The 23,361-nt window shown below is 70.6% G+C and carries 21 protein-coding genes and 1 pseudogene; 11 read left to right on the top strand and 11 right to left on the bottom strand.

Annotated features, from left to right (window positions below; genetic code table 11):
- Positions 1 to 105 precede the first annotated feature (105 nt).
- The 8 genes and pseudogenes from ACFYY2_RS14685 to ACFYY2_RS14720 form a co-directional block, all read right to left on the bottom strand.
- Positions 106 to 1,503 carry an 8-oxoguanine deaminase gene (locus ACFYY2_RS14685; RefSeq protein WP_388742002.1) on the bottom strand — a complete coding sequence of 466 codons (1,398 nt, stop codon included), beginning with the start codon at positions 1,501 to 1,503 and terminating at the stop codon, positions 106 to 108.
- Positions 1,504 to 1,548: 45 nt separating this feature from the next.
- A pseudogene (locus ACFYY2_RS14690) lies at positions 1,549 to 1,701 on the bottom strand (purine permease); the annotation flags it as partial.
- Positions 1,702 to 1,846: 145 nt separating this feature from the next.
- A complete protein-coding gene (gene pucL / locus ACFYY2_RS14695) occupies positions 1,847 to 2,770 on the bottom strand; it encodes a factor-independent urate hydroxylase (RefSeq protein ID WP_388742005.1) in 924 nt (307 codons plus the stop codon).
- 6 nt (positions 2,771 to 2,776) lie between these two features.
- Entirely contained in the window at positions 2,777 to 3,166 is a 390-nt protein-coding gene (uraH, locus tag ACFYY2_RS14700) for a hydroxyisourate hydrolase (protein ID WP_388742007.1), read from the bottom strand.
- Between the two features lie 5 nt (positions 3,167 to 3,171).
- Positions 3,172 to 3,711 carry a 2-oxo-4-hydroxy-4-carboxy-5-ureidoimidazoline decarboxylase gene (uraD, locus tag ACFYY2_RS14705; protein ID WP_388742010.1) on the bottom strand — a complete coding sequence of 180 codons (540 nt, stop codon included), beginning with the start codon at positions 3,709 to 3,711 and terminating at the stop codon, positions 3,172 to 3,174.
- A 154-nt stretch (positions 3,712 to 3,865) separates the two neighbouring features.
- On the bottom strand, positions 3,866 to 4,243 hold the full coding sequence (locus ACFYY2_RS14710) for a helix-turn-helix domain-containing protein (protein WP_388742013.1): 378 nt from the start codon (positions 4,241 to 4,243) through the stop codon (positions 3,866 to 3,868).
- Complete coding sequence (locus ACFYY2_RS14715; protein ID WP_388742018.1) at positions 4,240 to 4,491, bottom strand: hypothetical protein; 252 nt, start codon at positions 4,489 to 4,491, stop codon at positions 4,240 to 4,242. The genes ACFYY2_RS14710 and ACFYY2_RS14715 overlap by 4 nt, the downstream gene beginning before the upstream one ends.
- A gap of 191 nt (positions 4,492 to 4,682) precedes the next feature.
- The gene (locus ACFYY2_RS14720; RefSeq protein WP_327113014.1) at positions 4,683 to 5,525 is read right to left on the bottom strand and encodes a GntR family transcriptional regulator; all 843 of its coding nucleotides are present in this window, start codon (positions 5,523 to 5,525) and stop codon (positions 4,683 to 4,685) included.
- Positions 5,526 to 5,771: 246 nt separating this feature from the next.
- Here ACFYY2_RS14720 and ACFYY2_RS14725 point away from each other — a divergent pair, with 246 nt between their 5' ends.
- The 9 genes from ACFYY2_RS14725 (at position 5,772) to ACFYY2_RS14765 (ending at position 16,790) form a co-directional block, all read left to right on the top strand.
- Positions 5,772 to 7,037, top strand: a complete 1,266-nt coding sequence (locus tag ACFYY2_RS14725) for an extracellular solute-binding protein (RefSeq protein WP_388742021.1) — start codon at positions 5,772 to 5,774, stop codon at positions 7,035 to 7,037.
- A 39-nt stretch (positions 7,038 to 7,076) separates the two neighbouring features.
- A complete protein-coding gene (locus tag ACFYY2_RS14730) occupies positions 7,077 to 8,045 on the top strand; it encodes a carbohydrate ABC transporter permease (protein WP_388742024.1) in 969 nt (322 codons plus the stop codon).
- The gene (locus tag ACFYY2_RS14735; protein WP_388742027.1) at positions 8,042 to 8,881 is read left to right on the top strand and encodes a carbohydrate ABC transporter permease; all 840 of its coding nucleotides are present in this window, start codon (positions 8,042 to 8,044) and stop codon (positions 8,879 to 8,881) included. The genes ACFYY2_RS14730 and ACFYY2_RS14735 overlap by 4 nt, the downstream gene beginning before the upstream one ends.
- A 67-nt stretch (positions 8,882 to 8,948) precedes the next feature.
- Entirely contained in the window at positions 8,949 to 10,508 is a 1,560-nt protein-coding gene (locus tag ACFYY2_RS14740; protein WP_388742030.1) for a beta-N-acetylhexosaminidase, read from the top strand.
- Positions 10,509 to 10,543: 35 nt separating this feature from the next.
- Positions 10,544 to 11,977, top strand: coding sequence for a cellulose binding domain-containing protein (locus ACFYY2_RS14745; protein WP_388742032.1), 1,434 nt, complete (start codon positions 10,544 to 10,546; stop codon positions 11,975 to 11,977).
- 158 nt (positions 11,978 to 12,135) lie between these two features.
- Positions 12,136 to 12,975 (top strand): TIM barrel protein, encoded by an 840-nt coding sequence (locus ACFYY2_RS14750; RefSeq protein ID WP_388742035.1) that lies wholly within the window; start codon positions 12,136 to 12,138, stop codon positions 12,973 to 12,975.
- Between the two features lie 44 nt (positions 12,976 to 13,019).
- Positions 13,020 to 13,913 (top strand): 2-hydroxy-3-oxopropionate reductase, encoded by an 894-nt coding sequence (locus ACFYY2_RS14755; RefSeq protein ID WP_388742038.1) that lies wholly within the window; start codon positions 13,020 to 13,022, stop codon positions 13,911 to 13,913.
- A 181-nt stretch (positions 13,914 to 14,094) separates the two neighbouring features.
- Positions 14,095 to 15,552 (top strand): catalase, encoded by a 1,458-nt coding sequence (locus tag ACFYY2_RS14760; protein WP_388742040.1) that lies wholly within the window; start codon positions 14,095 to 14,097, stop codon positions 15,550 to 15,552.
- Positions 15,553 to 16,046: 494 nt separating this feature from the next.
- Positions 16,047 to 16,790 carry a hypothetical protein gene (locus ACFYY2_RS14765; protein WP_388742042.1) on the top strand — a complete coding sequence of 248 codons (744 nt, stop codon included), beginning with the start codon at positions 16,047 to 16,049 and terminating at the stop codon, positions 16,788 to 16,790.
- Positions 16,791 to 16,905: 115 nt separating this feature from the next.
- On the opposite strand, the gene gcl is transcribed toward ACFYY2_RS14765, so the two are convergent.
- Entirely contained in the window at positions 16,906 to 18,681 is a 1,776-nt protein-coding gene (gene gcl / locus ACFYY2_RS14770) for a glyoxylate carboligase (RefSeq protein WP_388742044.1), read from the bottom strand.
- Between the two features lie 264 nt (positions 18,682 to 18,945).
- Between gcl and ACFYY2_RS14775 the strand changes: the two genes are divergently transcribed.
- Entirely contained in the window at positions 18,946 to 19,659 is a 714-nt protein-coding gene (locus tag ACFYY2_RS14775; RefSeq protein WP_388742046.1) for a hypothetical protein, read from the top strand.
- Between the two features lie 126 nt (positions 19,660 to 19,785).
- Positions 19,786 to 20,007 (top strand): hypothetical protein, encoded by a 222-nt coding sequence (locus tag ACFYY2_RS14780; RefSeq protein WP_388742048.1) that lies wholly within the window; start codon positions 19,786 to 19,788, stop codon positions 20,005 to 20,007.
- A 38-nt stretch (positions 20,008 to 20,045) separates the two neighbouring features.
- Here ACFYY2_RS14780 and ACFYY2_RS14785 read toward each other — a convergent pair whose 3' ends face one another.
- Both ACFYY2_RS14785 and ACFYY2_RS14790 read right to left on the bottom strand, forming a co-directional pair.
- Positions 20,046 to 21,653: an AMP-binding protein gene (locus tag ACFYY2_RS14785; protein WP_388742052.1), complete on the bottom strand. Its 1,608-nt coding sequence runs from the start codon at positions 21,651 to 21,653 to the stop codon at positions 20,046 to 20,048.
- Positions 21,650 to 23,326 (bottom strand): AMP-binding protein, encoded by a 1,677-nt coding sequence (locus tag ACFYY2_RS14790; protein ID WP_388742054.1) that lies wholly within the window; start codon positions 23,324 to 23,326, stop codon positions 21,650 to 21,652. Before ACFYY2_RS14790 ends, ACFYY2_RS14785 begins: the two co-directional genes overlap by 4 nt.
- Positions 23,327 to 23,361: the final 35 nt, after the last annotated feature.

Consider the following 23,361-nt stretch of genomic DNA (forward strand, 5'->3'; position numbering starts at 1 on the left):
GCTCGTACGCGCATCCCGTACGGGCTGCTGCGGGCCTGTGCGGTCCGCAGCGGCCGGCCGAGGGCCGTCCCCCTCGGCCGGCCTGTCATGGGGGTTGCCGGGCCGTCAGGCTCCGGCGGCGATCCGTGCGAGGCGCCTGGCCTCGTCGCGGGTCGCCCGGGCGATCGCGTCCTCGTCGACGGTGACGAGGCGGTTGTCCTCGACCACGGGCCTGCCGTCGACGAGGGAGAGGGTCACGGGTGCCGCCGCGCCGAAGACCAGGGCGGTCACCGGGTCCGCGATGGAGGCGTGGGCCAGGGTGTCGAGCTTCCACAGCACCAGATCGGCGAGCTTGCCCGGCTCCAGCGAGCCGATCTCGTCGGCGCGGCCGAGGACCCTGGCTCCGCCGTGGGTACCCAGGCGCAGGGCCTGGCGCGCGTTGAGCGCCTTCTCGCGGTGGGCGCCGAGACGGTTGACGAGAAGGGCGTTGCGCAGTTCGGTGTGCAGTTCGCCGGACTCGTTGGAGGCGGTGCCGTCGACACCGAGCCCGACCGGGACGCCGGCGGCGAGCATGTCGGGGACCCGCGCGATGCCCGCGGCGAGGCGGGCGTTGGAGGACGGGCAGTGGGCGACGCCGGTGCCGGTGCGGGCGAAGGCGGCGATGTCGGAGTCGTTCATGTGGACGCAGTGCGCCATCCACACGTCGTCGCCGAGCCAGCCGGTGGACTCGAAGTAGTCGGTCGGGCCCATGCCGAACAGTTCCTTGCAGAACTGCTCCTCCTCGACCGTCTCCGAGCCGTGGGTGTGCAGCCGCACACCCCGGCGGCGCGCCAACTCAGCTCCCTGCTTGAGCAGTTCGGTCGACACGGAAAAGGGCGAGCAGGGCGCGACGGCGATCTGCGTCATCGCGCCGAAGGAGGCGTCGTGGTGCGCGTCGATGGTCGCCTCGGTCGCCGCGAGGGCGCCGTCGAGGGTCTCCACGGCGAAGTCCGGCGGCAGGCCGCCGTCCTTCTCGCTGCGGTCCATGGAGCCGCGGGCGAGCGTGAACCGTACGCCCGTGTCGCGGGCGGCGCCGATGATCGCACCGGACAGGTCGCCGGAGCCGCGGGGGTAGACGTAGTGGTGGTCCATCGCGGTGGTGACTCCGCCGCGGGCCATCATGGCGAGGGAGCCCTGTGCGGCGGCGCGGGCCATCGGCTCGTCGATGCGCGCCCACGTCGGGTAGAGCGCGACCAGCCAGTCGAAGAGGTTGTGGTCGGTCGCGAGGCCCCGGGTGATCCACTGGTAGAAGTGGTGATGAGTGTTGACCAGACCGGGTGTGACGAGGTGTCCGGTGCCGTCGATCCGGCGCACGACGCCGGTGAGTCCCCGCGGCGCGTCACCCGCGCCGACCGACTCGATGCGGTTGCCCGCGACGACGACGTGCCCCGAGGCGTACTCCGTGTCGTGGGCGTCGACGGTGGCGATCGAACAGTTCTCGATGACGATGCGCTGCGTGGGCCTGTGGTCCGCCGAAGCTGCCATGGTGCTTCCTTCTTCTGTCTCTGGCGATGTGGGCACGGCAGGACCCTAGGAGGATTTGAGTGCCACAGCGTTGCGGCTGTGGGTGCCGAGATGGTGGAAGAACGGATTGAGCAGGACCGCCATGAGCGCTCCCGCGCTGATCCCCGAGCCGAGCACGGTCTGCGCCCGGGAGGGGAGTCCGGCGCAGAAGGACGGGGCCGTGGTCGTCACCGGTGTCTTCCGTCAGCGGTCGGTGGTGCGGTACGCGGGCCTGTCGCCGGCCCCGTCGCAGGCTGTGCCATGGAGTTTCCCTCCGGGATGACCGGTCCCCGCCCGGCTGGGGCGGGGCCGGTTCAGCTCCGCGTCAGAGGTTGGTCAGGTCGACCGGGATCTTCGGCTCGACGCCGTCCCGGAGCACCGTCGCCTCGATGAGGCCGTAGGGGCGGTCGGCCGCGAAGTAGACCTCGTTGTCGTTCTTGAGGCCGAAGGGTTCCAGGTCGACGAGGAAGTGGTGGTTGTTCGGCAGGGAGAAGCGGATCTCGTCGATCTCGCTGCGGTTGTCGATGATGCGCGAACCCATCTGGTACAGGGTCTGCTGGAGCGAGAGGGAGTAGGTCTCGGCGAAGGCCTGGAGCATGTGCTTGCGCGTCTGCTCGTAGGACTTCTCCCAGTTGGGCATGCGCTGCTCGTCGCTGGTCCAGTTGTAGCGCCACCGGGCGGAGACGTCGGTCGCGAGGATGCGGTCGTACGCCTCCTTCAGCGTCGTGTACTTGTCCTTGACGTAGCCCCAGAACTCCGAGTGCGTGGAGTTCATGACGGTGAGGTCCTTGAGGCCGGAGACGACCTCCCACCTCGTCCCGTCGAAGGTGATCTGGGTGACGCGGGTCTCCTGGCCCTTGCGGACGAAGGAGTGCTTGACCTCGTCGGCGCCGATGAACTTCGAGTTGCCGTCGGAGGTCGCGATGCGCTCCCAGCCGTACTCCTCGATCCGGATCCGGGCGACCTCGATCGGCTCCTGCGAGGTGACGAAGTGCCGCGCGAGGTGGATGCCGAACTGCTCGGCCGACTCGATGCCGTGTTCCTTGGCGAAGGCGAACACCGTGTTCTTGGTGGTGTCCGTCGGCAGGACGCTGGCGTTGGAGCCGGAGTAGTGGACGTCGTCCATGTCACCGGAGAGGGCGACCGAGACGTTGAGGTCCTTGATGTGGTGGGTGTCGCCGTCCCGCGTGATCCTGACGACGCGGTTCTCTGCTTTGCCGTACTGGTTCTGGCCGAGAATCGTGGGCATTGTCTGCTAGCTCCCTCGGTAAACGGAGTAGCCGAACGGGTTGAGCAGCAGCGGTACGTGAAAGTGCTCCCCCGGGGTGACGGCGAACGCGATCGCCACCTCCGGGAAGAACACGCCGCTGTCCCTTGCGCGGGGGGCGTCCTGCTGCGCCTCGGCTTGCTTCTTGGCGGTGAGGTACGACTCGGTGTCGAACACGAGCCGTACGTGGGTGGTGCCTTCCGGCAGCGCCGGCAGGTCCTTGCAGCGCCCGTCCGCGTCGGTCACGGATCCGCCGAGCGTCACGTAGTCGCCGCTGCCGCCGCGTGCGGCGAGCGAGACGGCGACGGCCTCGGCGGGGCGGCCGGTGCTGGTGTCCAGGATGTGGGTGGACACGGATGCGGTGGTGTCGGTGCTCAAGACCGTCACGCTCCTTGCTCTGGGGATTCCGGGGGTTCCGGGGGTTCCCGCACGAGGCGGGTCAGCCGGATGCGGTTGATCTTCCCCAGTTCGGTGCGCACGTGGCCGCGCTCCTCACCGGGCGAGTTCCCGATCCTGGACTTCACCGCGTCACGCATCTGCTCACCGGTGGCGCCGGTGGCACAGATCAGGAAGACGTGCCCGAACCGCTCCTGGTAGGCCAGGTTCAGTTCGAGCATCTCGGCCCTGAGTTCCTCGGACGCACCCGCCATCCCGCGCTGCTCGCGGGCGGAGGCCGGGTCCCCGGGCTTCGGGCGGCCGATGGGCGGGTGGCCCGCCATCGCTTCGGCCAGGTCCTGCTCCGTGAGGTCGGCCGTGGCGGCGTCACTCGCGGAGAGAAGGGCCTCCACGTCGGGATAGGGCCGGTGGGCGAGGACCAAGTCTCCCCACGCCGTACTGGCACACACCTCGTGCAGCGCGGCCACGGCGTCGCCGTCCGCCAGGGTGTTGAACCGGGCGAGGCCCGGTGTGGAGCTCGAAGTCACGGGAGCCTCCGTGGCTGTTCTTCGCTGTGCGTTGTCGGGCTGCGGATAGCTAACGCCCTTCGCAACACCACGTCAACAGTTTGTTGAAATTCCACGAACAGATGATGCCGCCGCCCGGTTTCCGGACGACGGCATCGGCCCGCATCGCGCTCGGCTACTCACCCTTGGCGGAGTTGTCCCGGTTCAAGTAGTTGTAGACGGTGAAACGGCTGACACCGAGCGCTCCGGCGACCGTCTCGACACCGTGCCGCACGGCGAAGGCACCGCGTGCCTCCAGCGTCCGCACCACGCCCTGCTTGGTCTTTCTGTCCAGGTCGGCGAGCGGCATCCCGTGCCGCCGCTCCATCGCGGCCAGGATGTGGTCCAGCGATTCCGAGAGCTGCGGCAGACGTACGGCGACGACGTCCGAACCCTCCCAGGCGAGGACCACGTCGTCGTCGGCGGCCTGCCCGGGGTCCAGCAGTTCGGCGCCCATGGCGTCGACGAGCGGCTTCACCGCGGAGACCAGGGGGTGGTCGGCCGGTCCGGTCACGGGGTGTCCTCCCCGGTCACGTTGACCTGGAGGGAGACCCTGGTGGCACCCGAGGCCAGGGCCTTGCGCAGCAGGGAGTCCACGGCCGTGAGGACCTGGTCGGCGCCCCCCTCGGCGGTGTTCCCGAAGGGGCCCACGTCCACGGCGTCGAGGCCGGCCCCCTGAATGACCTCCCGGGCCACGACCGCGTGCGCGGGCGTCTCGTCGAGATCGAAGGGCTCGGTGGTGAATTCCACCCTCAAGCGCACGGTGCCTCCCTCATGTCCCGCCGTGTCCATCGGCTCGCACGGCTCGCTCCGACCCTATGGCACGTGCGTACGGGGCCCAGGCGGCAGGGAGCGGCGCCCCGGCCGGCCCCGCCGGCCCACCCAGGCGGGCTCTCCGCGGCGCTGCGCTCCGGGGCCCGGCGGCTCCACGGCGGGTGGCCGCGGCCGGCACCTCACGGCGCGGCCTGGATGTCCCCCCGGGTGGACGACGTGATCGGGTCGCCGTGGGCGAAGTCCCCGGGCGGGATGCCAGGGTGGTGCCCGTCCCTGACCAGTGGGGCGCCGGCGGCCGCCGGGCCGAGGGCGAGCCGGGACACGATCCGGTAGCGGTCGCCCCGGTAGAGCGAGTGGACGTACTCCACGGGCAGCCCGCCGGTGTCCGAGGTCAGGCGCTCGAAGAGCAGTGCGGGCGAGAGCTCGGGGACCTCCAGGAGCTGGGCCTCCGCCCGTGTGACGACGGTGGGCTCGATGGCCTGGACCGCCTCCCGGACGTGCACTCCGTGGGTGTGGCGCAGGTGCTCGTAGAGGTCTCCGTCCTCCAGCTCCTGGGCCGACAGGCCCGGCACCAGCGCCGCCCTGATGTGCAGGTGCTCGATCGCCATCGGGGTGCCGTCCACCAGGCGCAGCCGTGCGACGTAGACGATCTCCTCGGCCGGCGACATCCGCAGCTTGCGGCCGACCCGGGCGCCGGCCTGGAGGGTGGTGAACTCCAGCAGCCTGCTGGACCACGCACCGGCCGCCTTGGGCAGGGTGAGGGCGAGGTCGGCGGAGACCAGTTCCTGGGTGATCTTCTCCGGCGCGACGAACATCCCCCGCCCGTGCTCGCGGACCAGCAGCCCGGCCGCCACCAGCTCGTCGACGGCCGCGCGCACGGTGGGCCGGGACACCCCGAGGAGGGCGCAGAGGGCCCGCTCGGACGGGATGGCGTCGCCGGGACTGCGGCTCTCGATCAGTTCGAGGACCGCGTCACGCGTCCGTTCACGCTTGAGCACCGTCCCCGGCACATCGGCTTTCATGCAGGCCCTTTCCGGCGTTCCGCTCCCTTTACCAGTCGAGCGCCCTACGGCCACTGGTCAGGGAAAGTGTAACCAGTTGCACTCCGAAGGCCAGGGGTAGTCGGCATCGAATCGCGAAAATCCCTTTGTACACGGGGGGTTGACGGCCTCATTGGTCTATGCCACCTTCATCCACCATCAAGAGGTGAGCTGTCCAGTGGACTTCACTGGTCAGGTGGTCAGGTCTTGCTCCCGTTGAGGTGAACCGTGAAGTACCGCTTGCTTGCCGGTGTGTCCGCGCTCGTGACGGCCGCCGCTCTCAGTGCCTGCAGTTCCGGTGGGGACGGCGCCGACGAGGCCGGAGGCGTGACGAAGGTCGATGTCTGGCTCATGCGCGACAGCGTGTCGGCCGCGTTCCAGAAGGAGTTCACCGAGGGGTTCGAGGCCGCCCACCCGGACATCGACGTGCGGATCCAGATCCAGGAGTGGGACGGCATCGGGCAGAAGATCACCGCCGCCCTGGCGAGCAACGACGCCCCGGACGTGATCGAGGCCGGCAACACCCAGGTCGCCCAGTTCGCGGAGAGCGGCGGTCTGCTCGACCTGAGCGACAAGAAGGACGAGCTGAACGGCGACGCCTGGCTGAAGGGCCTGGCCGAGCCGGGTGCCTACGACGGCAAGCAGTACGGCATCCCGTACTACGCGGCCAACCGTGTCGTGATCTACCGGAAGGACCTGTTCGAGAAGGCCGGAGTCGACCCGGCCGCGATCACCACCCGCGAGCAGTGGATCGCCGCCACCACGAAGCTCAACAAGGGCGGTACACAGGGCATCTACCTGCCGGGCCAGCTCTGGTACGCCCTCGCAGGCTTCATCTGGGACGAGGGCGGCGACTTCGCCACGGAGTCCGGGGACCGGTGGAAGGGTGCGCTCGACACACCGGAGGCCCAGCGGGGCATGGCCTTCTACGCGCAGCTCCAGGCGCTCGGCAAGGGCCCCAAGGACTCCGACGAGGACGACCCGCCGCAGGCCGAGGTGATGGCGCAGGGGCAGGTCGCCCAGGTCATCTCCACGCCGGGCGGGGCCAAGGTCGTCGCCGAGAACAATCCCGGGCTCAAGGACAAGCTGGGCTTCTTCCCCATCCCCGGGAAGACGGCCGGCACTCCGGGCGCGGTGTTCACCGGAGGCTCCGACCTGGTCGTCCCCGCCGCGGCGGGCCATCCGGACGAGGCGCTGACGTTCATCAAGGAGCTGACGGGCGACGTCTGGCAGAAGAAGCTCGCGGTGGCCATGAGTTACGTGCCCAACCGGACCACGCTCGCGTCGGCCGTGGCCGCCGACCCCGGTGCGTCGGCGATGGCCGTCGGTGCGGCGAACGGGCACGCGACGCCGAACACACCGGGCTGGGCCGCCGTCGAGGCCGAGAACCCGATCAAGGACTACATGACCGCGGTCCTGACCGGTGGGGACGCGGCGGAGGAGGCCGCGAAGGCCTCCGAGGACATCACCCGCGCCATGAACGCCGGCTCCTGATCCCGGCCGATGGTCTCCACCGACGAGAGGAGGTCGGCCGTGCAGGTCGTCCGTGAACGGACCGCGCCACGTGTCCGGCACCCCGCACCGGAACCGCCGCGGCGACGGCCCGCGCGGCCCGCGCACGGCTTCTGGCCGTACGCGCTGATCGCGCCCGCGATCGGCGGCATGCTCTACCTGCTCGTCTACCCGCTGGTGCGGGCCGTGGTCATCTCCCTGCAGGACTTCCGGCTCCGCCAGCTGATCAGCGGCGACGCCGAGTTCGTGGGGCTGCGCAACTACCGGACGCTGCTGTCCGACCCGCGCTTCTGGGAGGTGACCGGCCGCACCTTCGTCTTCATGGCGGTCAACGTCGTGCTGATCATGGTCATCTCCACCCTGGTCGCACTGATGACGGAGCGGCTGCGCCGGGCCGGCCGCACCGTCGTGCTCTGCTCGTTGGTGCTGGCGTGGGCCATGCCGGTGGTCGCGGCCACCACCGTCTTCCAGTGGCTGTTCCACTCCGAGTTCGGCATCGTCAACCAGCTGCTGACCGCGCTCGGCTTCGAGTCCTTCGACCGCTACCCGTGGTTCGCGAACGGCACGGCGGCCTTCACGATCCTCGTCCTGCTGATCGTCTGGCAGTCCGTGCCGTTCGCGGCGGTGACGCTCTACTCGGCCCTGACCACGGTGCCGGCGGAGCTGTACGAGTCGGCCCGGCTGGACGGAGCGTCGGGTTCCCGGATCTTCCGGTCCATCACCTTCCCGATGCTGCGGCCGATCTTCATGCTCGTCCTGTCGCTGGAGGTCATCTGGACCTTCAAGGCGTTCGTCCAGATCTGGGTGATGACCCGCGGCGGACCGGGCGACGCCACGACGATCCTCCCCGTGTACGCGGTGCAGACGGCACTCTCCAGCCAGCGCTACGACCTGGGTTCCGCCGCGTCGATGATCACCGTCGTGCTGATGTCCGGGGTGCTGGTCGCCTACTTCCGCCAGATGTTCCGCCAGGAGGACGACCAGCGATGACTCTGCTACGCCCCCGTGTCCGGCGGATCCCGTTGAACGCCGCCGCCGTCGTGACCGTCGTGGTCTGCCTCTTCCCGGTCTACTGGATGGTGTCCACGGCCTTCAAACCGAGCAAGGACATCCAGTCCCCGGAGCCGCGGCTCGTGCCCTACACCTGGACACTGGACCACTTCCGGCGGGCCGTGCAGGCGGACGGCTTCGAACTCTTCTGGCGCAACAGCGTCCTGGTCACCCTGGGCGCGGTGCTGCTCTCGCTCGTCGTGGCCCTCGGGGCGTCGTTCGCCGTCGCCCGGCTGCGCTGGAAGGGCCGGCGGCAGTTCATGCTGCTGGTCTTCATCGCCCAGATGGCGCCCTGGGAGTCGCTGATCATCCCGATCTACATCATCTCCCGCGACACGGACATGCTCGACCGGCTGCCGACCCTCACCCTCGTCTACTTCATGATCACCCTGCCGTTCACGATCGTGGTGCTGCGGGGCTTCCTGGCGACCATCCCGCCCGAGCTGGAGGAAGCCGCCCAGGTCGACGGCTGCACCCGGACCGGCGCCTTCGCCCGGGTCGCGCTGCCGCTGCTCGCCCCCGGCCTGATGGCGACCTCGCTCTTCGGATTCATCACCGCCTGGAACGAGTTCGCGTACGCCAACTTCCTGATCATCAAGCAGCAGGACAACCGCACCCTGCCGGTCTGGCTCTCCTCGTTCCAGAACACCTTCGGCACCGACTGGGGCGCCACCATGGCCGCCTCGACGCTGTTCGCCCTGCCCGCGCTCGTCATCTTCCTGCTGCTCCAGCGCCATGTGACCTCCGGCTTCGCCGCCGGCGCGGTCAAGGGCTGAGCCCGCCGGGCGTCCCCCCGCGAACCCGTACACGCGAACCGCCCGACCCCCCGAACCGGAGGCCCCCGTGCCCGCACGCCCCGAGCTCTCACTCCTCCCCCGCCCCCACAAGGTCTCACCACGGCCTGGCCGCTTCGTCCTCGGCCGGCACACCTCCGTACGCGCTCTGCCGGGGGCGCAGGGGGCGGCGGACCTGCTGCGCACGCTTCTCGGCCCCACCACCGGGCTGCCGTTGCCGCCGTCGGCGGAGGGCCGCGTCGTCCTGGCCCTCGACCCGGACCTCGGCGGGCTCGGTGACGAGGGGTACGGCCTGACCGTCGGACCCGAGGCCCTGCTGCTGCGCGCCGCCCGGCCCGCCGGGCTGCTCCGGGGGGTGCAGACGATCCGTCAGCTTCTGCCGCCGGAGGCGCTGTCGGGCGGTGTGCGCCGTCCCACCTGGGAGCTGCCGTGCGTGGAGATCAGCGACGTGCCCCGCTACCCCTGGCGGGGCGCGATGCTCGATGTCGCCCGGCACTTCCAGCCGGTGTCCTACCTGCACCGGTACGTCGACCTGATGGCGCTGCACAAACTGAACGTCCTTCATCTGCACCTCACGGACGACCAGGGCTGGCGGATGCCGGTGGACGCGTACCCCCGGCTCACCTCGGTGGGCGGCCTGCGCGCCGAGTCCCTGTCCGACGGGGTGCCGCACGGGGGGTCGTACACCAAGGCCGACCTGCGCGGTCTGGTCCGCCACGCGGCGGAGCGCGGGGTGACCGTCGTGCCGGAGATCGAGATGCCCGGTCATGTGCGCGCGGCCCTGGCGGCCTATCCGTCGCTGGGCAACGACCCTGAGCGCCGGCTCGACGTCTGGACCAGGTGGGGCGTCTGCGACACCGTGCTCGGGGTGCACGAGGAGGTCTTCGACTTCTGCCGGGCCGTGCTGGAGGAGGTCATGGACGTCTTCCCCTCCCCCCACATCCACATCGGCGGCGAGGAGTGCCCCACCACCGAGTGGGAGAACAGCCCGGCGGCCCGCGAACGCGCTGCGGCCGAAGGGCTCGCCGGCCCGGAGGACCTGCACGGCTGGTTCATGGGCCGCATCGGCGCGTTCCTGGTGGAGCACGGCCGCCGGCCCACGGGCTGGGCGGAGAGCGGCAGCGAACTGCCGCCCGAATTCACGGTGATGACCTGGCGCGACCCGGCCCACGCCCGCACCGCCGCCCGGCGCGGGCACCGGGTGGTGACCGCGCACCACCGCGCCACCTACCTCGACTACGCCCAGTCCACGGACCCGGACGAGCCCCCGGCCCAGCCGGGCGACCCGGTCCCCCTGCACGCGGTCCACGCCAACGAACCCGTGCCGCTGGACTGGGAGGCCGACGAGGCGTCCCGGGTCCTGGGCACACAGGCGCAGCTGTGGACCGAGTACGTGACGACGCCGGACCGCATCGAGTACCTCACCTACCCCCGGCTGTGCGCACTGGCGGACCGCGCCTGGTCCGGCGGGCACGGCGACTGGTCCGGTTTCGTCGAGCGCCTGCGCCATCACACCGCCCGGCTGGACGCCCTCGGTGTCCGGTACCGGCCTCTGACCGCGCGGTCCCTGGCGACCGCGTCGACAGGTACAGCGCAACCCCCTCTTTAACCCGATCTCCCACCGTTCCGGAGAGGAACATCGCCATGAGTACGTTCCGCAGGAGCCGTATCCGCGCGGCGGCGGCCGCCGCCGTCACCCTGGCCATGGGCTGTACGGCCCTCGCCGCACTGCCCACGACGGCAGGTGCCGCCGCGGCGGCGGGCGGGCTGGCCGTCCAGTACCGCACGAGCGCGTCCGGCGCCACCGCCGACCAGAGCGAACCCTGGCTCAAGGTCCGCAACACCGGCAGCACGAGCGTGTCGCTCGCCGACGTGAAGGTCCGGTACTACTTCAAGGCCGATTCGGCCTCGGCCGCCTACCGCTTCGCCTGCTCGTGGGCGGTCAAGGGCTGCGGGAACATCACCGGGACCTTCAAGACCCTGCCCAACCCGACGGCCACCGCTGACCGTTACCTGGAGATCGCCTTCACCGGCGGTGCGGGCAGTCTCGCCCCGGGTGCGGACACCGGGGACATGCAGCTGCGTTTCCACCGCGCGGACTGGCAGTCGCTGCGGCAGAGCGACGACTACTCCTTCGGCCCCGAGCGGAGCACCTACGGCGACTGGTCCCGGATCACCGCCCAGCTGGGCGGCGTCACGGCCTGGGGAGAGGCCCCGGGCGGCAACGGCCCGACCGACCCGACCGATCCCCCCACCGACCCGCCGGCCGACGGGCCCACGCTGTTCGACGACTTCAACTACTCCGGTCACGCGGACCCGAAGATCGCGGCGAACGGCTGGAGCGTCCGCTCGAACTCGGGCGGTCCCGGTGTCCCGGGTGCCGTGTGGGCGCCCGAGAAGGTGACCTTCGCGAGCCAGAGCGGCAACTCCATCATGAATCTGGAGACCTCGACCGCCGGCACGGGTGCCTCGACCGTGCAGACGGAGATCCTCACCCGTTCCTCGAAGTTCCGCAACGGCACCTACGCGGCCCGGGTGAAGTTCAGCGACGCCCCGAAGTCCGGTCCGGACGGCGACCACCTCGTGCAGACCTTCTTCACGATCAACGACCTCAAGGCGCCGATGGCGGACGACTACGCCGAGTACGACTTCGAGTACCTGCCCAACGGCGGCTGGGGCGAGCCGTCCAACATCCTCTACACCACGTCCTGGGAGACCTACCGGCCCGACCCGTGGGAGGCAGTGAACCAGCACAGCGAGGTGCGCCAGAGCTACGCCGGGTGGCACGACCTGGTGGTGACGATCGACGACAACGCGATCACGTACTACGTCGACGGGCAGCCCTTCGGCACGCACGGGGCGGCCTACCTCCCGGAGCGGCCGATGTCGATCAACTTCAACCAGTGGCTCATCGATCTGGCCGGCCAGAGCAGCACCACTCCGCGGGCGTACGACCAGCAGGTGGACTACGTCCTGCACGTGAAGGACCAGGTCCTGACCCCCGCGCAGGTGTCGGCTCTGGTGAGCGGCTACCGGGCATCCGGGACGACCTTCCGGGACACGGTGCCGGGCGTCTGACCAGGCAGGTGTGAGCAGGGGCGGGGCGGAGGGCCGGGCGGCCTCCGCCCCGCTTCTGCGTGTCCGGAAATCCGGGCGGGCTCTTGACAGCCGCGCCACCCGCCGGGCAATCTTCCGTTAAGCAGAAACTAACTTCCGCGATACGGAAGGAGCGCAGAATGGGTCACTCGGACCAGCGCTTCGATGTGAACCTCTCGATCCTCTTCACCGAACTCCCGCTCCTGGAGCGCCCGGCGGCGGCAGCCGCGGCGGGCTTCACCGCGGTCGAGCTCTGGTGGCCCTGGACCGAGACCCCCACCCCGGCGCAGGCCGAGTTCGACGCCCTGAAGAAGGCGCTCGACGACGCGGGGACGCAGCTGGTGGGGCTGAACTTCTACGCGGGCCGGCTGCCCGGCCCCGACCGCGGCGCGGTCTCGGTGCCCGGCGAGGAGTCGGACCGCTTCCGCGCCAACATCGAGGTGGCGGCCGGATTCGCCGCCTCGGTCGACTGCAGGGCGCTCAACGCGCTGTACGGCAACCGCGTCGAGGGCATGGACCCCGCCGCGCAGGACGAACTCGCCCTGGAGAACCTGGTCCTGGCCGCCCGCGCGGCCGACCGGATCGGGGCAGCCCTCCTCGTCGAGACCCTCAACGCCACGGAGTCGCCGCTCTACCCGCTGGTGAGCGCACCGGCCGGCATCGAGGTCGTCGACCGCGTCAACGAGGCGACGGGCCTGGGCAACGCCGCGTTCCTGCTCGACCTGTACCACCTGTCGATGAACGGCGAGGACCTCGGCCAGGTGATCAAGGCGTACGCCGCGAAGACCGGTCACGTCCAGATCGCCGACGACCCGGGCCGCGGCGCACCCGGCACCGGCTCACTCCCGCTGGAGCGGCTCCTGGACGAGCTGACAGAGGCCGGCTACGACGGCTGGGTCGGCCTGGAGTACAAGCCCGGCGACCGGCCGAGCGCGGAGGCCTTCGACTGGCTCCCCGCCGAGGCCCGGCCGGCCCGCTGACGGCCCCCCGCCCCACGCACACACGCTTACCGGAAGGCACCCTCATGAGCACCGACCTCCCCAAGGTCGCCTGGATCGGCCTCGGCATCATGGGCTCCCCCATGTCCGAGAACCTGATCGAGGCCGGATACCAGGTCACCGGCTACACCCTGGAGCAGGACAAGATCGACCGGCTCGTCGCGGCAGGCGGTCGCGGAGCCGCCTCGATCGCCGAGGCGGTGCGCGACGCGGACGTCGTCGTCACGATGGTCCCGGCGTCCCCCCAGGTCGAGGCCGTCGCGTACGGCCCCGACGGCATCCTGGCGAACGCCCGCGAGGGCGCCCTGCTGATCGACATGTCGTCGATCACCCCGCAGACCTCCGTGGACCTGGCCGCGAAGGCGAAGGAGAGGGGCATCCGCGTGCTGGACGCCCCGGTCTCCGGCGGCGAGGCGGGTGCGATCGAGGCCGTCCTGTCCATCATGGTCGGCGGCGAGCAGACCGACTTCGACGCCGCCAAGCCGCTGCTCGACGCGCTCGGCAAGACCATCGTGCTGTGCGGCCCCCATGGCTCCGGCCAGACGGTGAAGGCCGCCAACCAGCTGATCGTCGCGGTCAACATCCAGGCCTGCGCGGAGGCCGTGGTCTTCCTCGAGAAGTCGGGCGTGGACCTGAGCGCCGCCCTGGACGTCCTGAACGGCGGGCTCGCCGGCTCCACGGTCCTGACGCGCAAGAAGGACAACTTCCTCAAGCGCGACTTCGCTCCGGGCTTCCGGATCGACCTGCACCACAAGGACATGGGCATCGTGACGGACGCCGCGCGCAACGTCGGCGCGGCCCTGCCCGTCGGCGGCGTGGTGGCCCAGCTGGTCGCCTCGTTGCGCGCCCAGGGCGACGGCGGGCTCGACCACTCGGCGCTGCTGCGCTCGGTCGAGCGGCTCTCCGGGTCCCAGGTCTGACCCCCGGCCCCTCCCGGGCCCCCTGAACTCCGGGTCGCGGCGGCGCTGACACCTGTCCTGTCGCGCCCAGGCGTCGCCGCGACCCGGAATCCACTCCTCCAATTTCAACAAACTGTTGACGCGTCGTTCCCGGCTTATCTACGCTCCTGAAGCCGTCAGCAGCCCCGTACGGAAGGCCTCCATGTCCCAGCGTGTGCTCACGACCGAGTCAGGCGCCCCGGTCGCCGACAACCAGAACTCCGCCACGGCCGGCGCCGGCGGGCCGGTCCTCCTCCAGGACCAGCACCTGCTGGAGAAGCTCGCCCGCTTCAACCGTGAACGCATCCCGGAGCGCGTGGTCCACGCCCGCGGCTCCGGCGCGTACGGCTACTTCGAGGTCACCGACGACGTCACCGGCTTCACCCGCGCCGACTTCCTCTCCGAAGTGGGCCGTCGCACCGAGACGTTCATCCGCTTCTCCACGGTCGCCGACTCGCTGGGCGGCGCCGACGCCGTACGCGATCCCCGCGGCTTCGCGCTGAAGTTCTACACCGCCGAGGGCAACTACGACCTCGTCGGCAACAACACGCCGGTCTTCTTCATCAAGGACCCGGTGAAGTTCCCCGACTTCATCCACTCCCAGAAGCGCGACCCGTTCACAGGGCGTCAGGAGCCGGACAACGTATGGGACTTCTGGGCCAACTCCCCCGAGTCGACGCACCAGATCACTTGGCTGATGGGCGACCGCGGCATCCCCGCCTCCTACCGTCACATGAACGGCTTCGGCTCGCACACCTACCAGTGGACGAACGCCGAGGGCGAGGCCTTCTACGTCAAGTACCACTTCAAGACGAACCAGGGCGTGCGCTCACTCTCCGCCGAGCAGGGCGCGGAGCAGGTCGGCAAGGACGCGAACTCGCACCAGACGGACCTGCTCCAGGCCATCGAGCGGGGTGTCAACCCGTCCTGGACGCTGCACGTGCAGGTGATGCCCGCCGCCGAGGCCGCGGACTACCGCTTCAACCCGTTCGACGTCACGAAGGTGTGGCCGCACGCCGACTACCCCTTGCGGCGGGTCGGACGTCTGGTGCTGGACCGCAACCCGGACAACGTGTTCGCCGAGGTGGAGCAGGCCGCGTTCTCGCCGAACAACTTCGTGCCCGGCATCGGCCCGTCCCCGGACAGGATGCTCCAGGGACGGCTGTTCGCCTACGCCGACGCGCAGCGCTACCGCCTGGGCGTCAACCACACCCAGCTCCCGGTCAACGCGCCGAAGGCGGCCGTGGTCGACAACTACGGCCGCGACGGCCTGCACGCGACGCGCCACGGCTCGCGCCAGGACCGGAACTACGAGCCCAACTCGTACGGCGGCCCCGCGCAGACCGGGCAGGCACTGGCCGCTCCGATCGCCGTCCACGGCTGGACGGGTACGCACGAGGCACCCGCCCACACGAAGGACGACGACTTCTTCCAGGCGGGCGAGCTCTACCGGCTGATGTCGGCCGACGAGAAGGACCGCCTGGTCGCCAACATCGCCGGAGGCCTCTCCCAGGTCACCCGTGACGACGTCATCGAGAAGAACCTCGCACACTTCCACGCCGCCGACGCCGACTACGGCAGGCGCGTGGAGGAGGCGGTCCGCGCCCTGCGCGAGGACTGAGCCTCCCACCGGGGCCCTGCCCGTGCCGCGTACCCGGATGAGGGCAGCGCGCGGCACCGGCAGGACGGGACCGCGGCGGCGGACGACGCCAGTGCGGTGGCGAAGGGCCGGGCGGCCCGCTCCAGACCTGAAGGAGCCGGCCGCCCCGCCCACGGTCCGCCGCCGCGGTCGCGGGAACAGGGCTGTGGGGGGGCGCCGTTCCTGGGGTGCCACAACCAAAAGAACCCCAATGCCGCCCCCGCGGGGGGCCGCCGCCCCCCCCCCCGCGCGCTGATGGGCGGCCGCGGGCGCCCCCCCCCCCCCCCCCCCCCGCCGCCCCCCCCCCCCCGGCCCCCCCCCGGGGGCCGGGGGGGGGGGGGGGGGGGCCCCCCGGGGGGGGGCCCACCACAGCCCTGTTCCACGTGCTCGCCGCGCGCGGGGTCACCGGCCCCCGGCCCGGCCGGATGAGTACGCGGACGGATGGACACCACCGCCCCCGCGGCGAGACTGGCCGCATGACCAAGACGCGTGTCCGTGCCGCATTGTCGCTCCCGCTCGGTCTCCTGCTCGCCCTCACCGGCTGTTCCGCGCAGGACCGTGCCACCGATCCCGAAGAGGTGCGCGAGCTCGCCGGAGGCACCCGGGCACGACACTCCCGCGAGGGGGCCGAGGAGTATCTCAGGTCCGTCGTGAGCGCGTACGACACCAGGACGCCCCTCACCCTCGGCCTGCTGTCCCTGGACGACACGTGCACGGGCGGCGCGGCGAAGGAGTGGCTCTCGTCCTCCGACGACGACCGCTACAGGATCAGGTGCACGCTGCGCGTGACCGCGTACTACGGTGCCGATCCGAAGCGCGTCGGCGGCGTCCTGGAAGGGGTCTTCACCGCGGGTGACCACGAGGCCGCCGGCGGCGTGATCCCTTTCGGTCACGACGAGCACCGCAGGCGTCTCGTCGCGTACTACGAGGGGCGCGGCCCGAACCCGACGGGCCCGGACACGCCGGAACCGGCCCAGGTGTCCGACCCCTCGCAGACCCTCTCCTGGGACACCGTGCGCAGCGACCCGCCGGAACGGGCGGAGGAACCGGAGCCGTCGGCGGCGAGCGATCCCCCGGTGAGCCGGCATCTGCGTGAGCCCGCGTCGACGACGGTGGCGGACGTCCGCGCACACCACGGCATGGTGTTCCGGCTGGAGTTGTCCCCGGTGGACTACTACACCGTGTCCAGGGACGGCAGGACCGTGCGGGACTGGGAGTGAGGCGCACCCGGCGGGCCGGGGTGCGTGGGGAACACCGTTCGATGCGAGGGGGCCCGGCCCGCTCCGTCCCTCGCGGGAGCGGGCGGACCGGGCCCCGGGCCCGTCCTGACCGGGGTCAGGACACCGTCAGGGGGCGGATCGCCGTGGGTGCGTGTCCGGGTTCGCTCGCGACCTCCTCGAACTCGTTGACGGACGCGATGTCCGTCCCGCTCATCGAGATGTTCGTGACCCGCTCCAGGATCGCCTCGACGACGACCGGCACCCGGTGCTCGGCCGCGAGCTTCTTCGCCTCCTCGAAGGCGGGCAGCAGCCGGTCCGGTTCGGTGACCCGGATCGCCTTGCAGCCCAGGCCCTCGACGACCTTGACGTGGTCCACGCCGTAGACGCCCAGCTCCGGGGAGTTGAGGTTCTCGAACTCCAGGTTGACCTGGAAGTCGATGTCGAAGTTGCGCTGCGCCTGCCTGATGAGCCCGAGGTAGGAGTTGTTCACCAGCACGTGGACGTACGGGATGCGGTGCTGGGCCCCGACCGCGAGCTCCTCCAGCATGAACTGGAAGTCGTAGTCGCCGGAGAGGGCGACCACGGAACCGTCGGGGTCGGCCGTGGCCACACCGAGCGCGGCCGGGATGGTCCAGCCGAGGGGTCCGGCCTGGCCGCAGTTGATCCAGTGGCGCGGCCGGTAGACGTGCAGCATCTGCGCACCGGCGATCTGGGAGAGGCCGATGGTGCTGACGTAGCGGGTCTCGGGGCCGAACGCCCGGTTCATCTCCTCGTACACGCGCTGGGGCTTCAACGGCACGTCGTCGAAGTGCGTACGGCGCTGGAGTGTGGCCCGGCGCTCCTGAGTGGAGGCCGCCCACGCCGAGCGGTCCTTCAGCCTGCCGGCTTCCTTCAGCTCCCGCGCCACCTCGACGAAGAGCTTCAGGGCCGCCTTCGCGTCGGAGGCGATGCCGAGGTCCGGGGCGAAGATCTTGCCCAGCTGGGTGGGCTCGATGTCCACGTGGACGAAGGTGCGGCCCTTGGTGTAGACGTCGAGCTTGCCGGTGTGCCGGTTGGCCCAGCGGTTGCCGATGCCGAGGACGAAGTCGGACTCCAGGAAGTTGGCGTTGCCGTAGCGGTGCGAGGTCTGCAGACCGACCATGCCCGCGTTCAGCCGGTGGTCGTCGGGGATGATGCCCCAGCCCATCAGGGTGGGGACGACCGGCACCCCGGTCAGTTCCGCGAACTCCACCAGCAGCGCGGAGGCGTCGGCGTTGATGATGCCGCCGCCCGCGACGAGCAGCGGCCGCTCCGAGGCGTCGAGCATCTCGACGGCCCGCTCGATCTGCCTGCGGGTCGCGGCGGGCTTGTGGACGGGCAGCGGCTCGTACAGCTCGGGATCGAACTCGATCTCGGTGAGCTGCACGTCGATCGGCAGGTCGACGAGGACCGGTCCCGGCCGGCCCGTGCGCATCAGGTGGAAGGCCTGCTGGAAGACGCCCGGGACCTGCGCGGCCTCCAGGACGGTCGTCGCGGCCTTGGTCACCGGGGCCGCGATGGACGCGATGTCGACCGCCTGGAAGTCCTCCTTGTGGAGGACGGCGGTCGGCGCCTGGCCGGTGATGCAGAGGATCGGGATCGAGTCGGCGATGGCGGAGTACAGCCCGGTGATCATGTCGGTGCCTGCGGGCCCCGACGTACCGATGCAGACGCCGATGTTCCCCGCTGCGGCACGCGTGTAGCCCTCGGCCATGTGGGAGGCGCCCTCGACGTGACGGGCGAGGGTGTGGTGCACCCCGCCGGACGCCTTGAGAGCCGCGTAGAACGGGTTGATCGCCGCACCCGGCACACCGAACGCGTTGCTGACACCTTCGCGCTTGAGGATCTCAACTGCCGCTCGGGCAGCGGTCATACGAGGCATGAGTGCTCCTGCTCGGACCTGGTGGAGTCGGGCTCTGTCGCGCCACCTGAGAGCACCAATTCCGCATTATGGAAATCTACTTCTGCTATACGGAATCAACTTAGAGCCGCCCCGCGCAGCCGTCAAGAGAGGGCGGGAACGCGGCACCGCAGGGCGGCGGAGTGCGCCGTTTCTCCGCCCGGAGGGTCGCTCCTGGTGGACGATGGGAGTACGCGACGCAACCGCCCGCGGGGGCGGCGAAGGAAGGGGCGACACGTGGAGTCCGTACCGGTGCGATGCCCCGTCTGCCGCCGGGACCACGCCTACATCACGCCGGTGTACCCCTGCCCCTGCGGCGCCCCGACGGCCCCGCCGCTCATGCGCGGCGCCCCGGCCGTACCCATCACCCACCGCACCTGGGACGACGACTGGGTGAGCGTGCGCTGCCACTCCTGCGGGCGGCGCGACCAGTGGCCCCACCCCGAACTCTGCTGCCCCTGCGGCGCGGTACTGCGGATACCCGTGCGCCCCGTGGCGACACCCGGGGCCGCACCTCCCGCCACCCCGGGGCCCTCCCACATACCGCTGCCCCGCACGGCCGCGCATCCGCGCCCGTCGTTCCGGCCCCTGGTGATACGCACCGCCAGGGACGCGGTGAGCACGGCCGCCCTGTATCTGCGGTGGCTGGGCTACCGCGACGTGGTGCAGCCCGAGGCGCGGCCCAGCTCCCGGATCGACCTCAGGGCCGCCGGCCTCATCGCCCAGGTCGACGCGACGACGCGGCCGACCCCTCTCCGCGACGTCGAGTGCTTATGGCTGAACGCCCTCAACTCCTCCGTGTCCGGCGTGCTCTTCTCGCTGGCCGGCTACACCGACGAGGCGCGTTCCCGGGCGGACGGGCTCGCCATTCCCCTGTTCGTCCTCGATCTCACCGGCACGCCGCAGCCCGTGAACGGCTCCGCCGACGAGCTGATCAGCACCGGTCCCTGACGAAGCGTCAGATCGCGCGTCTTCCCGCGGACCCACGGGATTCCCGCAGGATGATTTCGGTCACCTGTACCCCCCTGGGCCTCATATGTTCGGTCTGTTGTCAGTGTGAGGACGTAGAGTGAAGGCATGGTCTTAACTCCTCGGCATCCCACCCACTCCACCCCCGTTTTCCTGACCCAGCCCGCGCACCCGTCCGCCGTCGAGGCCAATGACGCCATCCGCGCACTCGTCGACGCGCGAGCGGGCCAGGACTGGACGCCGGTCGAGGCCGCGGAGTACGAGGTACTGCTCATCGAGTGGGCAGCGGCCACCCAGGGCATCGGTTCCGGCGTCATCGAAGCCGCCTGACGCCGGACCCCGCGGCGGCTCCGCCCCACGGGCGTCCCTCAGGCTCCGTAGCCCTCCCGCAGTTCGACCTTCCGGACCTTCCCGCTCACCGTCATCGGGAACGCGTGCATGATCCGCAGGGCGCGCGGGATCTTGTAGTGGGCCAGCTGCTCGCGACAGTGGGCGGTCACCTCGTCCAGCGTCGGCGGGTCGGCCGGGTCGCGGGGAATCACACAGGCCAGGATCTCCTCGCCGTACACGTCGTCGGGCACGCCCACGACCTGCACGTCCGCGATCTTGGGATGACCATGGAGAAATTCCTCGATCTCACGCGGATAGACGTTCTCGCCCCCGCGGATGATCATGTCCTTGATCCGGCCGACGATCTGGACGTATCCGTCCTCCCGCATCACCGCGAGGTCCCCCGTGTGCATCCACCGCCCCGCGTCGACGACTTCGGCGGTCCGCTCCGGCTGACCCCAGTAACCCAGCATGACGCTGTACCCGCGGGTGCACAGCTCGCCGGCCTCACCGCGCGGCAGCGTCACCCCGGTCGCGGGGTCGGTCACCTTCACCTCGATGTGCGGCATCACGCGGCCCACCGTGCCCGTGCGGCGTTCCAGATCGTCGTCCCGGCGCGTCTGGAGGGACACCGGGGAGGTCTCCGTCATGCCGTAGCAGATCGACACCTCCTCCATGTGCATCTCCGCGACGACCCTCTTCATCACCTCGACCGGACAGGGCGAACCGGCCATGATCCCGGTACGGAGCGAGGAGAGGTCGTAGGAGGAGAAACCGGGGAGGTCCAGTTCCGCGATGAACATGGTGGGCACGCCGTAGAGCGAGGTACAGCGCTCCTGCTGGACGGCGGCCAGCACCGCGGCCGGCTCGAAGGACGGGGCGGGGATCACGATGCAGGCGCCGTGCGAGGTGATGCCGAGGTTCCCCATGACCATGCCGAAGCAGTGGTAGAACGGCACCGGCAGACAGACCCGATCGTGCTCGGTGTAGGCGACCATCTCCCCGACGAAATAACCGTTGTTGAGGATGTTGTGGTGGGAGAGCGTCGCTCCCTTGGGGAAGCCCGTGGTGCCGGAGGTGTACTGGATGTTGATCGGGTCGTCGCAGGACAACTCCGCTTCACGTGCGTCGAGTTGCTCGGCGGTCACCGTGTCCGCCGCCCGTGTCAGCTCGTCCCAGGACGCGTCGCCGATGTAGTGGACGGCCCGCAGCGCGGGGCAGTCGGCGCGGACCTGGCCGACGAGCGCCCGGTAGTCGCTGGTGCGGTGGGCGAGTGAGGCGATCAGGACGGAGATGCCGGCCTGGTCGAGCACGTACTTCAGCTCGTGGGCCCGGTAGGCCGGGTTGATGTTGACCATGACGGCGCCGATGCGCGCCGTGGCGTACTGGACGAGGACCCACTCGGGGCAGTTGACCGCCCAGATGCCGACACGGTCGCCCTTCGCCACCCCCGACGCCATCAGCCCGCGGGCCAGTTCCTCCACGGCGGCCCCGAACTCGGCGTAGGTCCAGCGGCGCCCGGACACCACGTCGACCAGGGCCTCCCGCTCGGGGAAGGCGGCGACGGCGCGGTCCAGGTTCCGCCCGATCGTGTCGCCGAGCAGCGGGATGTCACCGGTGCCGTGCGCGTAGGACGGCTCGCTCATCGCAGGTCTCCCTCGTCGTACTCGGCGCCGGTGCCCAGGGCGGTGCGCTCCCGCAGCTCGATCCTGCGGATCTTGCCGGAGACGGTCTTCGGCAGCTCGGCGAACTCGATCCGGCGGACGCGCTTGTACGGCGCGAGGACCGCCCGCGAGTGTGCGAACAGCACCTTGGCCGTGTCCGGTCCCGGCTCCCAGCCCTCGGCCAGCACGACGTACGCCTTCGGGACGGAGAGCCGGACGGGATCGGGGGCGGGCACCACCGCGGCCTCGGCCACCGCCTCGTGCTCCAGCAGGGCGCTCTCCAGCTCGAACGGCGAGATCTTGTAGTCCGACGCCTTGAACACGTCGTCGGCCCGGCCCACGTACGTGATGTAGCCGTCCTCGTCCCGGGAACCGATGTCGCCGGTGCGGTAGTAGCCGCCCGCCATCGCCTCTGCGGTGCGCTCCGGGTCGCCGTGGTAACCCGTCATCAGCCCGACGGGCGCGTGTGCCAGGTCGAGCGAGATCTCGCCCTCGGCCGCGCCCGGCTCTCCGGAGACCGGGTCGAGCAGGACGACGTCGAAGCCGGGACTGGGCCGTCCCATGGAACCGGCCTTGAGCAGCTGTCCCGGGGTGTTGGCGACCTGCACTGCGGTCTCCGTCTGGCCGAAGCCGTCGCGGATGGTCACGCCCCACGCCCGCCGGACACTCTCGATGACCTCGGGGTTCAGCGGCTCGCCGGCCGCGACGACCTCGCGCGGCGGGGTCTTCAGCTGCCCGAGATCAGCCTGGATGAGCATCCGCCAGACCGTCGGAGGGGCGCAGAAGCTGGTCACGGACGAGCGGTCCATCTCCGCCATCAGCCGGGTGGCGTCGAAGCGGGTGTAGTTGAAGATGAAGACGGTGGCCTCGGCGCTCCACGGGGCGAAGAGGTTCGACCAGGCGTGCTTCGCCCAGCCGGGCGAGGAGATGTTCAGGTGCACGTCTCCGGGCTTGAGGCCGATCCAGTACATCGTGGACAGGTGGCCGACCGGATAGGAGACGTGGGTGTGTTCGACCAGCTTCGGGCTCGCCGTGGTCCCGGAGGTGAAGTAGAGCATGAGGGGCTCGTCGGCGTCCGTGGGCCGGTCAGCCGTGAAGTCCTCCGACGCGTGGTCGGCACCGCTGTAGGAGAGCCAGCCCTCGACGTCGGCGCCCACGGCGATCCGGGTGTAGCCGCCGGGCACCTCGTCGAACTTCGCGGTGTCCTCGGCCCGTACGAGCACGTGGCGGACCCGGCCGCGCTCCACCCGGTCGCGCAGGTCGAGCGGCCCCAGCAGCGGGGTCGCCGGGATGACGACGGCGCGCAGCTTCATCGCGGCCAGTGCCGTCTCCCACAGCTCGACCTGGTTGCCGAGCATGACGAGGACCCGGTCGCCCTCGGAAACCCCCTGCTCGCGCAGCCAGTTCGCGGCCTGGGCGGAGCGGGCCGCCATGCGGGCGAAGGAGACCTCGGTCCGCCCGCCGTCCTCCTCGACGATGTGCAGGGCGGTCCGGTCGTTGCCCTCGGCGATGACGTCGAACCAGTCCAGCGCCCAGTTGAAGTGGTCGGGCCTGGGCCAGGTGAAGCCCTCGCAGGCCGCGGTGTAGTCCTCGCGGTGCTCGATCAGGAAGTCCCGGGCCGCCCGGAACGTCTCCGTCGCACTGGTTGCAGGCATGTGCCCTCCTCGTTGCGGACGCGTCCTTTAGCATC

This window comes from Streptomyces sp. NPDC001822 (assembly GCF_042892135.1).
Classification (GTDB): Bacteria; Actinomycetota; Actinomycetes; order Streptomycetales; family Streptomycetaceae; genus Streptomyces.